The 14396-nt window shown below is 43.3% G+C and carries 13 protein-coding genes and 2 rRNA genes; 6 read left to right on the top strand and 9 right to left on the bottom strand.

Translation table 11 applies throughout. The annotated features are described in order from the left end of the window. Window positions 1-163: 163 nt before the first annotated feature. The 5 genes from RRG12_RS19205 to RRG12_RS19185 all read right to left on the bottom strand — a co-directional run bounded on the left by RRG12_RS19205 (window position 164) and on the right by RRG12_RS19185 (window position 7456). Window positions 164-1243, bottom strand: coding sequence for a PstS family phosphate ABC transporter substrate-binding protein (locus tag RRG12_RS19205; protein WP_420760364.1), 1080 nt, complete (start codon window positions 1241-1243; stop codon window positions 164-166). A gap of 481 nt (window positions 1244-1724) precedes the next feature. Next, the gene (locus RRG12_RS19200; RefSeq protein ID WP_420760363.1) at window positions 1725-2969 is read right to left on the bottom strand and encodes a protein kinase domain-containing protein; all 1245 of its coding nucleotides are present in this window, start codon (window positions 2967-2969) and stop codon (window positions 1725-1727) included. Window positions 2970-3858: 889 nt separating this feature from the next. Beyond that, window positions 3859-4485 (bottom strand): cytochrome c oxidase subunit 3, encoded by a 627-nt coding sequence (locus RRG12_RS19195; RefSeq protein ID WP_420760362.1) that lies wholly within the window; start codon window positions 4483-4485, stop codon window positions 3859-3861. Between the two features lie 84 nt (window positions 4486-4569). Continuing rightward, window positions 4570-6306, bottom strand: a complete 1737-nt coding sequence (gene ctaD, locus RRG12_RS19190; protein ID WP_420760391.1) for a cytochrome c oxidase subunit I — start codon at window positions 6304-6306, stop codon at window positions 4570-4572. Between the two features lie 67 nt (window positions 6307-6373). Further along, window positions 6374-7456, bottom strand: coding sequence for a cytochrome c oxidase subunit II (locus RRG12_RS19185; RefSeq protein WP_069071820.1), 1083 nt, complete (start codon window positions 7454-7456; stop codon window positions 6374-6376). A gap of 404 nt (window positions 7457-7860) precedes the next feature. Between RRG12_RS19185 and RRG12_RS19180 the strand changes: the two genes are divergently transcribed. The 4 genes from RRG12_RS19180 (at window position 7861) to RRG12_RS19165 (ending at window position 10630) form a co-directional block, all read left to right on the top strand. Then, window positions 7861-8802: a COX15/CtaA family protein gene (locus RRG12_RS19180; protein ID WP_069071819.1), complete on the top strand. Its 942-nt coding sequence runs from the start codon at window positions 7861-7863 to the stop codon at window positions 8800-8802. Window positions 8803-9029: 227 nt separating this feature from the next. After that, entirely contained in the window at window positions 9030-9983 is a 954-nt protein-coding gene (locus RRG12_RS19175; protein WP_289799504.1) for a heme o synthase, read from the top strand. A 186-nt stretch (window positions 9984-10169) separates the two neighbouring features. Beyond that, on the top strand, window positions 10170-10412 hold the full coding sequence (locus RRG12_RS19170; RefSeq protein ID WP_322638475.1) for a type II toxin-antitoxin system HicB family antitoxin: 243 nt from the start codon (window positions 10170-10172) through the stop codon (window positions 10410-10412). Further along, the gene (locus tag RRG12_RS19165; RefSeq protein WP_420760361.1) at window positions 10412-10630 is read left to right on the top strand and encodes a type II toxin-antitoxin system HicA family toxin; all 219 of its coding nucleotides are present in this window, start codon (window positions 10412-10414) and stop codon (window positions 10628-10630) included. Before RRG12_RS19170 ends, RRG12_RS19165 begins: the two co-directional genes overlap by 1 nt. A 72-nt stretch (window positions 10631-10702) precedes the next feature. Here RRG12_RS19165 and RRG12_RS19160 read toward each other — a convergent pair whose 3' ends face one another. Next, window positions 10703-10885 (bottom strand): 2-oxoisovalerate dehydrogenase E1 subunit beta, encoded by a 183-nt coding sequence (locus RRG12_RS19160; protein WP_420760360.1) that lies wholly within the window; start codon window positions 10883-10885, stop codon window positions 10703-10705. Between the two features lie 20 nt (window positions 10886-10905). Then, a complete protein-coding gene (locus tag RRG12_RS19155) occupies window positions 10906-11244 on the bottom strand; it encodes a GUN4 domain-containing protein (RefSeq protein ID WP_420760359.1) in 339 nt (112 codons plus the stop codon). Window positions 11245-11368: 124 nt separating this feature from the next. On the opposite strand from RRG12_RS19155, the gene RRG12_RS19150 reads away from it, so the two are divergent. Together RRG12_RS19150 and dhaK are read left to right on the top strand one after the other, a co-directional pair. Continuing rightward, on the top strand, window positions 11369-12244 hold the full coding sequence (locus tag RRG12_RS19150) for an MBL fold metallo-hydrolase (RefSeq protein WP_420760358.1): 876 nt from the start codon (window positions 11369-11371) through the stop codon (window positions 12242-12244). A 297-nt stretch (window positions 12245-12541) separates the two neighbouring features. Further along, window positions 12542-13615, top strand: a complete 1074-nt coding sequence (dhaK, locus tag RRG12_RS19145) for a dihydroxyacetone kinase subunit DhaK (RefSeq protein ID WP_420760357.1) — start codon at window positions 12542-12544, stop codon at window positions 13613-13615. Window positions 13616-13736: 121 nt separating this feature from the next. Here dhaK and rrf read toward each other — a convergent pair. Both rrf and RRG12_RS19135 read right to left on the bottom strand, forming a co-directional pair. Beyond that, window positions 13737-13854 (bottom strand): 5S ribosomal RNA (gene rrf, locus RRG12_RS19140). 119 nt (window positions 13855-13973) lie between these two features. Beyond that, a 23S ribosomal RNA gene (locus RRG12_RS19135) occupies window positions 13974-14396 on the bottom strand; the annotation flags it as partial.

The following is a 14396-nucleotide window of genomic DNA, read 5'->3' as shown; positions in this document are numbered from 1 at the left end:
CCCTAGTACAACGCGGCGTAAATAAACCTACTATTTCAAACAGGTACAAGCCTTGATATATCAATCTTTTGACTTTTGATTTCCGCCTTGCGGTAGTAAATACCCGACTTCTTAAACAAGTCGGGTAGCTCTGGGAAGCTTGCTCAATTGTCCTTCAAATCTACTAGCGAACCCCGACAAAACCAGCTTGCTCAATTGCCCTTTGTCCTTGGTCAGTTAATAAAAGATTGGCATAAGCATTTCCAATCTGCTGTTCCCGACCTTTATTCTGCTTAATAATCACAAACAAATTAGCGATCATTGGATAACTACCATTTTTGATCGCCTGACTATTTAGCTGGTTGCGCTGACGTGGACACTGCTCAGGCGACACCATCGGTTCGCGGTAGGGGGGAATTAACTGACCAGAAGTGTTACCCAACGGTAAAGCCTTCACACTACATTGAAAGACTACTGAACGGGCAGAAGCATAATACACACCACCAGGGGTTTTACTGAGTTGGCGCACTGCCTCTGTAGTAGAGTAAACATACTGCACATTAGAGCCAAGTGCTTGCCCCTTTAAGTCGCTGTTACTAGGGAATATTACTGTATCTGCGTCCTCTGGTCGTTGGGAAAAAGCTGTGATGGGTAGATTTGGCCCACCTACTTGATTCCAGTTAGTAATTTGCCCCAAATAAATCTGCTGTAATTGTTCAACAGTTAAACCAGGTACATTGAGTGATGGGTTGACTACTACTGCTATCCCATCCATACCCACCTGACGTTGCTCAAGGGTGAAGCCTTGCTCTTTTGCCGTAGCTTTTTCTTCATCTGTGAGAGGACGGGAAGACTGAGCAAAGTCTAGTTTCCCATCAAGCAACATCCGAATACCGGAGCTAGAACCAGGGCTGCTATTAACAGGGTTTACATAGCGTAATTGTAGTTCCGGGCGATCGCTCTGAATCTGAGAATCTACCAATTGCCGGATAGATGCCCAAGCTGTACTACCTCCGTAGTTGAATGAGGCAGGAGGAACATCAGCAATTGTCTGAAAGGTTGATGCATTATTACTAGAGACACTGTTGAAATTCTGATTAGAGGAAGAGTTAACGCTGTTGCGAGACAATAAATTTGGCTTCAATAACCACCAAAGTAATCCGCCAATAACCATAAGTGTTAGAACTTTACCAATAATCAAACCTCTGAGAAAGAGGGCGATTTCGCTGTTAATTAAAGCTTTTCTTTGATTTGTATTGTCCATATATTTAAGTGTTGTTTATTGTATTTATCTTACAGGAATATCTAAGTATTTATCCTACAATATTTTTTAAATATTTAGATTTAAAGTAAACCTTTTATATATGGTTAATAGATAGTTTTATGATTGCTAGAGGACTCATATTTGATTTTTGAACAAAACTCAGTACACCTCTATTCCTTCTTTCCAGTCCCCAGTCCCTTACCTCTACGAGTGATTCAGAAGTCAAAGACGCTCGTTCGCATAGCGTGTCGTAGACAAGACTCGCTACCGCTTCGCTATCGGATTGTTATACTATAGGACTCATATTTGATTTTTGGGAAGCTAGGTACACCTTTATTCCTTCTTCCCAGTCCCCATTGCCCCTAATCCCCAGAGGGGGCCCCGAGTTCCCCAATCCCCAGTTCCTTACCTCTACGAGTGATTCAGAAATCAAATCGGATTACTATAGATGATTAACTCTATTTGAGTGAAATTAAATTTGCTATTTGGTAGTTTTTGTAATGGTGCAATTGCTTTGACAGATTCCTTTGTTAGCTGCTGATTTGGCTAATAGGTTATTTGTATTAGTTAACGGGAACTCAACAAATTTTTCTAGAAAACTCTTTAGTGGAGTAGGTTGGTTTGGAAGCGATGTCCCCGTATTGAGAAATGTATAAATTAAAACTATTACTATTAAACTAGTGGTAGCACCAAGACCAATGCCCAGCAGTAAAATAAAGTTTCTATAAGTTAACAAATAGGTATCATCAGCCTTGTGGTTGATGTCAGCAGATTGTGAGGAATGTGATAATGTCACATCCGAGTTAAGTGCTTGTAAAGCTTCTGTGGCAGAATGATAACGTTGGTTGTAGCGATCGCGAACCATTGTATCTAAAATATTTGCCAGAGCGTCACTTACCTGTGCCTGATCGCGCCAGATAACTTCTCCAGTACTGGGATCTTCTGGTAGTTGCTCAGGTATTAAACCTGTCAAAGCTTGAATGCAAATCATACCTACTGCATAGATATCGCTGCAAAGTTTTGGCTTTCCCTTAGCCTGTTCGCTTGGCATATATCCAGGAGTCCCAACAGCAATTGTTAAGCCTGCTCCCAAAGCACCAATTTTCTTAATACTGCCAAAGTCAATTAGCACAATCTTCTGATCAGAATACCGCCGCATTAAGTTTTGAGGCTTAATATCTCGGTGAATAATATTGTGTTGGTGAACGAAGGCCAGCACTTCCAGGATGTCTTTTAATAAATTTAAGACTGTATTCTCGCTCAGACGTTGACCTGGTATGATTTCTTGAGTCAAGGCGTGACCGTCAATAAATTCCTGGACTAAATAAAAATCTCCATCTTCATCAAAATGGGCAAACAGCCTAGGAATTTGATCGTGATCATTGCCTAGCTGGTATAAAACTTCCGCTTCCCGATCAAATAGCTTTTTAGCTATGGGTAGAACGGCAGGATTGGAATCTTTTGGGTGAAAGTGTTTGACGACACAATGGGGTTGTCCTGGTAAATCCAAGTCAATGGCTAAGTAGGTATCACCAGATCCCCCGCTTCCTAAGTGTTTGACAATCTCAAAGCGATTGCGAAGTGTTTTTCTGGCGAGAGAGTATCGATTTCTGTTGCGTATACCTCCTCCTAACAAGTAAGTATTACCATATTCTGCGCTTCCCATCAGTTTGACAGTCTCAAAGCGACTTCGGAGTGTTTTTCTGACTAGAGGGTTCTGGCTCATATGGCATATACTACTTCTTATATTTACTGACCATTCAGAGCTTGGGTGAGGTTATGAATGCCTGCTGCTAGATTTGCTGGTATTTGAGGCAGTCGGATGATCAGGCTTTATGTGCTTTGGAACAGTTTCATGGTTAGCATCTTGACTGGTTCATTTAATACCTTTGTAGGTATCTTAATACAAAATTAATTTCCGCAATAATTCAATAATTTTATCACTTAAGTAAATTTAACACTAATTACAGTATTTTAAACTGCGAACGAGGAGAACATTCAGGAATTAGGAGTGTTTATTTATTTTAACTATTAAGTCTTATTACTGAGAAAACATTGAATATGCTGATTTAAAAACCACACATAACTTCACGGTATTTACTGATATTTTATTACCAGATTTTAGTCATTCATAAAACATCAAAATTAGAATAAATAAGTATTTTTTATTAAAAAATCCGACAACAAATATGTGAACGACTCAAATGAGAGTTTCTATAAAATATCCGACTTTTCCGATTTTTCCCATTTTTTACTTTATATAGGAATCCGCTTTGATTTCTGAACTAATTTGCGTAGGCAGGCAATAGGCAATCTTGCTACAGTCAAGAAGGCTTCTTAGTTGTACTGAGTTTTTTCACCAAATCAAATATGAGTCCTATGTATATAGGACAATACAGTTCAGATAAGACCAAAATACTTGTAGAGACGGCGATTTATCGCGTCTCGAAAACCCAAAATTTTTGCCAGCTGCCCTTAACTGAACCGTATTGCTATATAGGAAATTCAAGACAGCCATCTGCAACGGCAGAATTTTGTTATTAATAAATAAAAAAGCCCCCTAATGGGGGCCTATTCAGTTGTCAGCGTGGATTGAACAACTAATTAATTAATACTTACAGTAGATACAGTAATCCGAACAAAATAATCCAAATTACGTCAACGAAGTGCCAGTAGATTTCGGCTGCTTCAATACCAAAGTGCTTTTCATTACTATAGTGACCCGGAGTGCGCGATCGCCACAACACAGCAACAATTGCCAAAACGCCGATGGTAACGTGCAATCCGTGAAAACCAGTCAAAACGTAAAATGCACTAGCAAATAAATTGGTAGTCAAACCAAATTCCAAATGGGTATATTCATATACTTGACCCACCAAGAAAATAGCACCCATTGCAGCGGTAATTGCTAACCAGATTCGCGCACCCTTTGCATCATTCTTTTTAATAGCAGTGTCGGCATTGTGCATGACAAAACTACTAGAAATTAGATTGATAGTGTTGACTCCAGGTAACAATAGTTCTAACTCTGGAGTACCTGCTGGTGGCCATGCAGGTAAGGTAGCACGGAAAGCCAAGTAGGCTCCGAACAGTCCCATAAAAATCATCCCTTCAGCAATCAGGAAGACATATAGTCCAAACAGACGATGGTCTGGATGTTCTTCGTGATGACCGACAGATGCTTCTGCTGCGTGGTGATGATTCAGTTCCGTTTTAGCTGGGTCAATAGTTTGACTTTGCATGAATTTTTATAAGTGGAGAATGAGGAATGGGGAATGGGGAATGGGGAGCAGAGGAGAAGAAATTCCTAGTCCCCAGTTCCCTGTTTATTTGCGGTCTTCGGGATTAGCGGCAACCGCTGGATCGGGTTCTGCTCTTAATACTGAGTTTGGCCCACCAGATAAGATTGGATTGGGATCATATAAAGGTACACCTTCATTAGCATGTTCCAAACCGTAGTCGTAGGGGCCTGTAGCCAGTACTGGGGTTTGATCGAAATTTTCGATCGCAGGTGGTGAGGTAGTCATCCACTCTAAGGTAAGTGCCCTCCAAGGATTATTGCCAGCTTTCTCGCCGTACAACCAACTCCAAATCGCATTGATGATGAAGGGAAATGTCGAAATTGCCAGTATGTAAGAACCATACGTGCAGATTTCGTTCAGTGTGGTGAATTTGGGGTCATATTGGGCGATACGGCGATTCATGCCCATTAAGCCCAGTTTGTGCATGGGTAAAAAGGTCATGTTTAGACCGACAATAGTCAAGGCAAAGTGAACCTTACCCCAAAATTCGTTTACCATCCGTCCCGTCATTTTCGGGAACCAATGGTAAATGGCTGCAAAAATCCCTAGAACGCTACCACCAAATAGGACGTAGTGCAAGTGGGCCACCACAAAATAAGTGTCGTGAACGTGAATATCAAAGGGCACTGCTGCCAACATCACGCCACTAATCCCGCCGATTACAAAGGTGCCGACAAAGCCGATGGCAAATAGCATGGCACTGTTAAGCTGGATTTTTCCACCCCACATGGTTGCTAACCAGCTAAATATTTTAATTCCTGTGGGTACGGCAATGATCATGGTGGTGATCATAAAGAACATCCGCAACCAACCAGGGATACCGCTGGTGAACATGTGGTGCGCCCAAACAATTAGCCCCAAAAAGCTAATAGCAAGAGAGGAATAAGCGATCGCTTTATAGCCAAAAATTGGCTTGCGGGAATGAATGGGGATAATTTCTGAAATTGCGCCAAAGAAGGGCAAAATCATGATGTAAACCGCTGGGTGGGAGTAAAACCAGAACATGTGCTGGTATACTACTGGGTCGCCACCGCCAGTTGGGTTAAAGAACGTTGTCCCGGCAATTAAGTCAAAGGCAAGCAGAATCAAACCTGCTGCTAAGACTGGGGTTGATACCAAAACTAGGCACGAAGTGGCGAACATCGCCCAGCAGAACAAGGGCATTTTGTGAATGTCCATGCTGGGGATACGCATCTTGATCAATGTCACCAGGAAATTTATCGACCCCAAAATTGAGGACGTACCCAGCAGCAGGACACTCATAATCCAAATGCCTTCGCCCACTTGTCCTGTCACCAAACTCAGGGGAGGGTAAGAAGTCCAGCCGGCATCTGGTGCATCGCCTACCACTAAACTGGCGATTAGCAACACACCCGCAGGGGGAATCATCCAAAAGGCAACAGCATTCAGCCGAGGAAATGCCATATCTTTTGCCCCAATCATTAGGGGAATTAGATAGTTAGCAAACCCTGCCCCGGCTGGCACAATCCACAAGAAAATCATGATCGTGGCGTGCAGTGTAAACAGACTGTTGTAGACTTCCGGGGTGACAAAATCTACCTCTGGGGTTCGCAATTCCGTGCGAACCAAATCAGCCATCACGCCGCCAATGCAGTAGAAAATAAACGAAGTGACTAGATATTGAATCCCAATCACCTTATGGTCGGTTTGAAAACCAAAGAAGTCTTGCCATTTTCTGACCCCTGGTTCCTCAAGAAGGGCAGGGATATTGGCAGTTTCTTGCAACTGAGCTTGTGTCATAGTCATTAGTCATTGGTCATTAGTCATCAGTCATTAGTCATTGGATTTTGACTAAATAACATATTGATTAATGGTGAACTTGATGGAGGATTTCTGGCTTAATTCCCATGTCCTTGGTATAAGGCGCAAGAAATTCATGTGGGGATAGATCGGCAGGGTTAACAGCGATCGCTTGATTTAGTGTTTCTTTGCTAGCAACTAGCTGTTCTTGTACCCATTTATCAAAGGCTTCTTGTGGCTCAACAACTACTGGCGCTCTCATTGCACCGTGGTAGGGGCCACAAAGTTCAGCACAGATTAGGACATAATCTCCTGCTTTTTGGGGGGTGAAGCGAATCTCGCTTTGCCTACCGGGGATCGCATCTTGTTTTAGGCGGAACTCTGGAACCCAGAAGGCATGAATGACATCGTTGGCGGTCATGCTGATTTGCACTTCTCGCCCAATGGGGACGTGCATTTCACCTGTAGTTATACCAGTTTCAGGATAGGTGAAAATCCAGGCATATTGTAGACCAGTGACGTTGACTTGTAATTCTGCTGGTTTGCCTGCTTTTTCAGGACTGCCGCCAATTGTCGGAGCAACAATACCTACACCTGGGGCATTCCGCAGTTGGGGAATTTGGTCAGCATTACGAACTTCTGCCGTAGCTGGGTCTTGCATTGCCTCATCAGATTTTTCTTGATTGAGGTTCGGTTCAGTGCCAGGAGCAGTATCGCTTAAAGTTGCAGCGATTGCGGTTCCAGGCATTGCCATTGACTCCTGACTCATCGGTGCTTCATGGATAGAATGGGGATCAAAGCCACCGATTTCGTTGTACACATCAAAGCTGTAAACAGAAATACCGATAACGATAATTGCTGGGATCGCCGTCCAGAGAATTTCTAAAGGTATATTACCTTCAACTGGTGGGCCGTCTTCATTGTCACCTGCACGCCGACGATATCTAAATGCAGAGTAAATTAAAATACCTTCAACGAGCAGAAATATCCCTGTAGAAACGATCATCATCGCGTTGAACAGACCATCCACCAAGACGGCTTCATCAGTGGCGGCTGCTGGCAACAGACCGTGATTTTGACCGTACCAAAGGCTGGCTAGCGTTAGCACGATGCCAATGAGTAATGTCCAGATGGAACTTGGAATCTTCACGGCTTACTTAATTGAATTTACTATGTTATCTCGAAGCTACTCACTTACTAAGGTAGTCTAGGCTGTCAGACATGGGGGACAAAGGTCTGAAATTTTTATTAATTTTTTTGGCTATTTTAGTAATTTTGAGTATGAGTTTACTATCATACAACGCCAAAAATAGATGCAAACCAGTGAAAAAATTTAAGGAAAAATTTAGAATGCTTAAATTAATTGTCATTAATCAATTTTTGACATCTTGAAAAATACCTAAAGCTTCAGGCAAAACCTTGCCAGAGTGATTCAAAGTATAAGTGAGTGCTAATCTATAAACCCTTAGCCTATACGCTAGGGTGAAGATGGGACGCTAAAAGAAAATTGAAAATTTTAAGAGATCCACCAAGAGCGGGCAGAAGGTATCCTTCATGAGCGAATTTGTCCTACAACAACAAAATGAAGCGGCAGTTGAGCAGCAAAAGCCCAAGGAAATGATTCGTCGCTTGGTGTGGAAAATATGCATAGCCACCTTAATTTTGATGGCAATAGGCAGTGCCACCCGCGTGATGAATGCTGGACTTGCTTGCCCAGACTGGCCCTTATGCTATGGCGAACTCGTGCCAGCCAAGCAGATGAATCTCCAGGTATTCCTGGAGTGGTTTCACAGATTGGATGCGGCTTTAATTGGTTTAAGCGCGATCGCACTCTTCGGTTTGTCCTGGTGGCATCGTCGTTTCTTACCCTCTTGGCTGCCTTGGGCATCCACATTCGCCCTATTTCTAATCGTCTTCCAAGGCGTTTTGGGGGGACTCACCGTCACCGAACTGTTGCGGTTTGATATTGTTACCGCCCATTTAGGCACGGCGCTATTGTTTTTTAGCACCCTCTTGATTATCGGCACAGCACTCACACCCTATCAGGGGACTGGAACCGTTGGTAAGTTACCTTGGGTCAGTTTAACTGCTGCTGTTTTAGTTTACCTGCAAAGTCTGCTAGGTGCTTTGGTAGGCTCTCGCTGGGCGCTACATCAATGCCTCGGCGGTTCTCAACTTTGTACTGTAATGTACAGCCATATTGCTGGTTTAGTGCCGCCAACAGTGGCAACCTTGGCAATGGTATTTATCTGTTGGCGGACACCAGCACTACATCCAGCCTTGCGGCGACTGGCAAATATGGCTGGTGGGTTGTTGACCTTACAAATCTTGTTGGGATTCGCCACCTTCAAATTACATCTCCAAGTCGAACCTCTCACAGTCTCTCACCAAGCTATAGGAGCAGCTTTGCTGGGTACTTTGGTGGCTTTCACAGTTCTCGCATTGCGTGACTGGGCTACTAGCCGCGAGATCACAGTCTTGAGCAATGAGTGCTGAGTATGGAGTCAGAGAACAAAGGGAGTAGTGGAAGCAAGAATTCCTAACTCTTGTACAGACGCGATTAATCGTGTCTCTAACTCCTAACTGAGCACTAAATTATGGCCGCAACGGCGAGTATTGCGACCCACGCAGGTGCAGAAAATCTGTGTTTTCATTTGCCTGAAAGAGCCAGCTTGAGCGGGGGCTGCATATAAGTTGTTGAAAAATAAGGAACCAGAGCCAAAATGATTGAGACTAATGTCTCTCGCCACCACGAAACATTTTTACAGGTAGTTCAAAGCTACTACCAGCTAACGAAGCCTCGGATTATTCCGTTGCTTTTGATTACCACGGCTGGGAGTATGTGGATTGCTGCTAAGGGAGAAGTAGACCCATTGCTGTTGCTAGTAACTCTCACTGGTGGCACTTTGGCTGCTGCAAGCGCCCAGACGATTAACTGTGTCTATGACCGGGATATTGATTATGACATGGAGCGGACGCGCCATCGTCCGATACCTTCGGGTAAGGTGCAGCCACGCGATGCTCTAATTTTTGCGATCGCGCTGGCGACGATTTCCTTTACACTCCTAGCAGTATTTGCCAACCTGTTAGCCGCCCTGCTAGCTTTCTCTGGCATCGTCTTTTACATTTTGGTCTATACCCACTGGCTAAAACGCCACACCACCCAGAATATCGTTGTTGGTGGGGCGGCTGGGGCAATTCCGGCGTTAGTGGGTTGGGCTGCTGTGACGGGTACATTAAGCTGGTCAGCATGGTTAATTTTTGCCATCGTCTTTTTGTGGACACCGCCCCATTTCTGGGCTTTAGCTCTAATGATTCGGGACGATTACGCAAAGGTTGGGATACCAATGCTACCTGTGATCGAAGGTGATACGGCAACCGTGAAGCAGATTTGGTACTATACGCTGGTGACAGTATTTGCAACTGTGTTATTGGTTTATCCTTTGGGTGCAAGTGGAATTCTTTATGCTGCGATCGCTCTAAGTCTGGGAGGATTATTTATCCACAAATCTTGGCGGCTGTTGCAAAATCCAGAGGATCGCACTGTCGCTAGAGAGTTGTTTCTCTATTCCATCTCCTACATGATGCTGTTGTGTCTGGGGATGGTAGTTGATAGTCTTCCCGTTACCCATAATCTAATTAATGCAGCGATCAATCAGTTGCATTTTATAGCTTAGGGGATGGAAAATTTAGCGATCGCGTTTGGTAAAGGGGCGCGATCGCATTTTTGGAAATTAAAAAATATACATAATAATTAGAGATTGGCAGATTTGCGATGTCTACGATGGGCTACGCCTACGCGAGTATAATTTCACTCATAACCAAATTGATTAAAAAGCTCAATGAACTTGTAAAAAATCTAAATGTTGACAAATTACATTCATACAGGAATGCACAAAGCAACCTACGAGTTGCTTGAGGATGGAACTTTCTATGGCGAAATTCCAGAATGTCAGGGAGTGTGGGCAAATGCTGCAACACTAGAGGCTTGCCGGGAAGATTTGCAAGATGCTCTTGAAGGATGGATTATTTTAGGATTGCGTTTGGGTCATACTCTACCTATACTCGATGGTGTTGACCTGAATTTCACCAAAGAGGTTGCCTAATGCCACCCTTTGGATCGATTAATCGGCGGGATCTGATTCGTTATTTGAAAGATGCAGGTTTTGATGGGCCTTACACAGGTGGTAAGCATCAATACATGGTGAAAGGTGAATTAAAATTAACAATTCCCAATCCGCATCAAGGAGACATCAGCCCAAGCTTACTAAATAGAATATTACGTCAAGCTAATATAAGCAGAGATGAATGGGAGGCGTTATAACTGTTGTAAACTTACAAAAGCGATCTCATTTCTAAAACTTCTAATTCAAAAGTGAAAATTTTTAATACCTTATCATTCCAGTAAGATTATTCGCGGACGATTTTCTTCATTAGGAAAATGACAGTGAACCGCATCACGGATCATTTCGCGTAATGTCTCTATATCGTCAGCCTGAGTAAAAATTGACTCGGTTAAAGCTCTAGCTGTATAACCACCATCTGGATCATCTTCAACGATAAACACAATTTCAGTCATAGCTAATCTTTCCTTAACTACTAAATTTTATAATTTACAAGTCTTGATGTAAGGGCAGAGAGTCTTTTTCTTCTTCCATCTAATCTCATACTCCATATCGCTCTAGGTAGTTGTCCTTCCGGAGCAGCTAATGTAAATGAGAGAAATTCATAAGGCTTCCAATTATTTTTAATCCGCCATCCTAGAGACTCACCGAAATATTTCCAGGTTTCCAAATCTAAGTCAGGTTTTCCCCCAACGCTGTCCCATATTTGCTTCTGGATACTAAAACCAAAGCGCCCATTACTACATTTTACCCACAAGCGATCAATAGTTAAAAGGTCTTGATAGGGAAACTCTTTCTGTTTACTAGGTTTCACGAGTCTTTATGTTTTTGAGCGGATTTACTTCTAGTGGCGGCTACAGTCTCAAGTTACTTTTGCTAGCGTAGTGATATAAGGTTTATCGATCCCCCAGTAAGTGGCTGGAAGCAAAAGGATTAATATGGCTCATTTAAATCAGCGTCGTCCCCAAAATGTCAACGGCGATTTTTATGTAGATACTACCTGTATTGATTGTGATACCTGTCGCTGGATGGCTCCTGAAGTATTTTATGATGTTGACGATCAATCGGCTGTTTATCATCAACCAACGAATGAGGCTGAAAAATTAGCTGCACTGCAAGCACTTTTAGCTTGTCCTACTAGTTCCATTGGCACTGTTGATAAACCAAAAGATATCAAAGCTGTTCAACAAAGTTTTCCAATATTAGTAACAGAAAATATTTACCATTGCGGCTATCATTCTGAAAAATCTTACGGTGCTGCTAGCTATTTAATTCAACTTCCAGAAGGTAACATTTTGGTGGATTCTCCCCGTTTTACGCCGCCTTTAGTCAAGCGTTTAGAAGAACTGGGGCCAATTCGTTATATGTACCTAACTCATAAGGATGATGTGGTAGATCATCAAAAGTTTGCCGAGCATTTTCAGTGCGATCGCATCCTCCACGTTGATGATATTACTGCGGATACTCGCAATGTAGAAATACAGCTAACTGGTTCTGAACCATTTACCTTGACTCCAGATTTATTAATTATTCCAGTTCCCGGTCACACTAAAGGGCAAACAGTCCTACTTTATAAAAATAAGTTTCTCTTCACTGGCGATCATCTCGCTTGGTCAGAAAGCTTCCACCAACTAGCTGCATTCCACAATGCCTGCTGGTATTCTTGGTCAGAACAGACTAAATCAATGCGTAACTTGGCTAATTACTCTTTTGAATGGGTGCTACCAGGTCACGGGCGAAGGTTTCATGCTGATAAAGAAACCATGCGCCAGCAGATGCACAAGTGTATTCAGTTGATGGAATCTTTGAATTGAGTGAAACTGTCACACTGACCGACATCCCGCCCAGAACTGAAGTTCAGGGCTGATAGCGAAAGTCCACTCAAGTGGACTGAATTGATTATTTAGTCCACTTAAGTGGACTTCAGCTATTAGACTCGGAATTCATTCCGAGGCGGGATAGAAACGCAGTGAGAGATTTATTAATAAAGATATGGCTGTGGGCTTGTGTGTACACGGTAGCTTTTAATTAGAGAGAGGTCAGACTGTATTGCATACAAACCAGAAGCGCTATAACCTGGGTTTTAACACCCTTTTAACCAAACACGGATTATGAAAAAGCTGATCAACAAGCCGGAAGACTTTGTGCGCGAAAGTCTAGAAGGTATGGCGGCGGCTCATTCCGATTTAATTAAACTGAACCATGACCCTGCTTTTGTCTATCGAGCCGATGCACCTATACAGGGTAAAGTAGCAATTATTTCAGGTGGTGGCAGTGGACATGAACCCATGCACGCTGGCTTCGTAGGCAAAGGAATGCTTGATGCAGCTTGTCCTGGTGAGGTTTTCACTTCCCCTACTCCTGATCAAATGCTAGAAGCAGCCAAACGAGTAGATGGAGGCTCTGGTATCCTTTACATCGTCAAAAATTATAGTGGCGATGTGATGAACTTTGAAATGGCAACGGAGTTAGCCCGTAGTGAGGGCATTCGATCACTAAATATTTTGATTGATGACGATGTAGCAGTTAAGGATAGCCTTTATACCCAAGGACGGCGGGGTGTGGGAACAACAATACTGGCGGAAAAAATTTGTGGCGCGGCGGCTGAGGCTGGGTATGATTTGCCACAAATAGCAAATTTATGTCGCCGAGTAAACCTGAATGGGCGGAGTATGGGAATTGCTCTAACATCTTGTACAGTTCCCGCCAATGGAACGCCGACATTTGAATTAAGCGATCGCGAAATTGAATTAGGTATCGGTATTCACGGTGAGCCTGGAACAGAACGCACAGCTATCAAATCAGTAGATGAAATTACCGAAATTTTAACGCGATCGCTCATTGAGGATAAAGCATACACCCGCACACTACGCGAGTGGGATGAAGACAAAGGAGAATGGTTAGATGTAGAACTAACAAGTCTACCATTTGCCAAAGGCGATCGTTTATTAGCTTTCGTCAATAGTATGGGTGGAACTCCAGTTTCCGAACTATATATTGTTTATCGCAAACTTGCCCAAATTTGCGAACAGCAAAGATTGCAAATTGTGCGAAACTTGATAGGCCCCTACATAACATCTCTAGAAATGCAAGGTTGTTCCATTACCCTGCTGAAATTAGATGATGAGATGATCCGGTTGTGGGATTCACCAGTAAAAACGCCGAGTTGGCGTTGGAGAATTTAACTAATTGCTAAAATTGTAATTTTAAGGTTTAAGTACCTTTGATGTATACCAATGCAGAGGTTCTCAGGGTAAACAAAAGCCCCAAGCAATTATGATTGCTTGGGGCTTGTTGTAAGAATAAACCTGGCATCGAGCTATTTTTGCGTAGGGCTACCCCTAAACTATCGTTGCCGCAGCAGCGTTTCACCTCTGAGTTCGGGAAGGGTTCAGTGTGGTTCCACCGCGCAATAGACACCAGGAAAACCTGATGGGAATTAAAAATTAAAAATGTAAAATTAAAAATGACTTTTGAAATTTTACATTTCTAATACTTCAGAAACCCTGAAGACTGCAAGTAACGCGAAACCAAATGAGTTGTGAGGTCAAGCCCTCGGTCTGTTAGCACGGCTCGGCTACATACATTGCTGCACTTCCACCTACCGCCTAAGAACGGGTGTTCTGCCCGTGACCTTACCCACTTATTGTGGTGAGAGCACTCATCTTGAGGTGGGCTTCCCACTTAGATGCTTTCAGCGGTTATCCGCTCCGCACTTGGCTACCCAGCGTTTACCGTTGGCACGATAACTGGTACACCAGCGGTGCGTTCCTCCCGGTCCTCTCGTACTAAGGAGGACTCCTCTCAATGCTCTTACGCCTGCACCGGATATGGACCGAACTGTCTCACGACGTTCTGAACCCAGCTCACGTACCGCTTTAATGGGCGAACAGCCCAACCCTTGGGACGTACTTCCGCCCCAGGTTGCGATGAGCCGACATCGAGGTGCCAAACCTCCCCGTCGAT

It is taken from the genome of Nostoc sp. CALU 546 (genome assembly GCF_048836525.1).
This window is presented reverse-complemented; position numbering and strand designations above follow the sequence as displayed.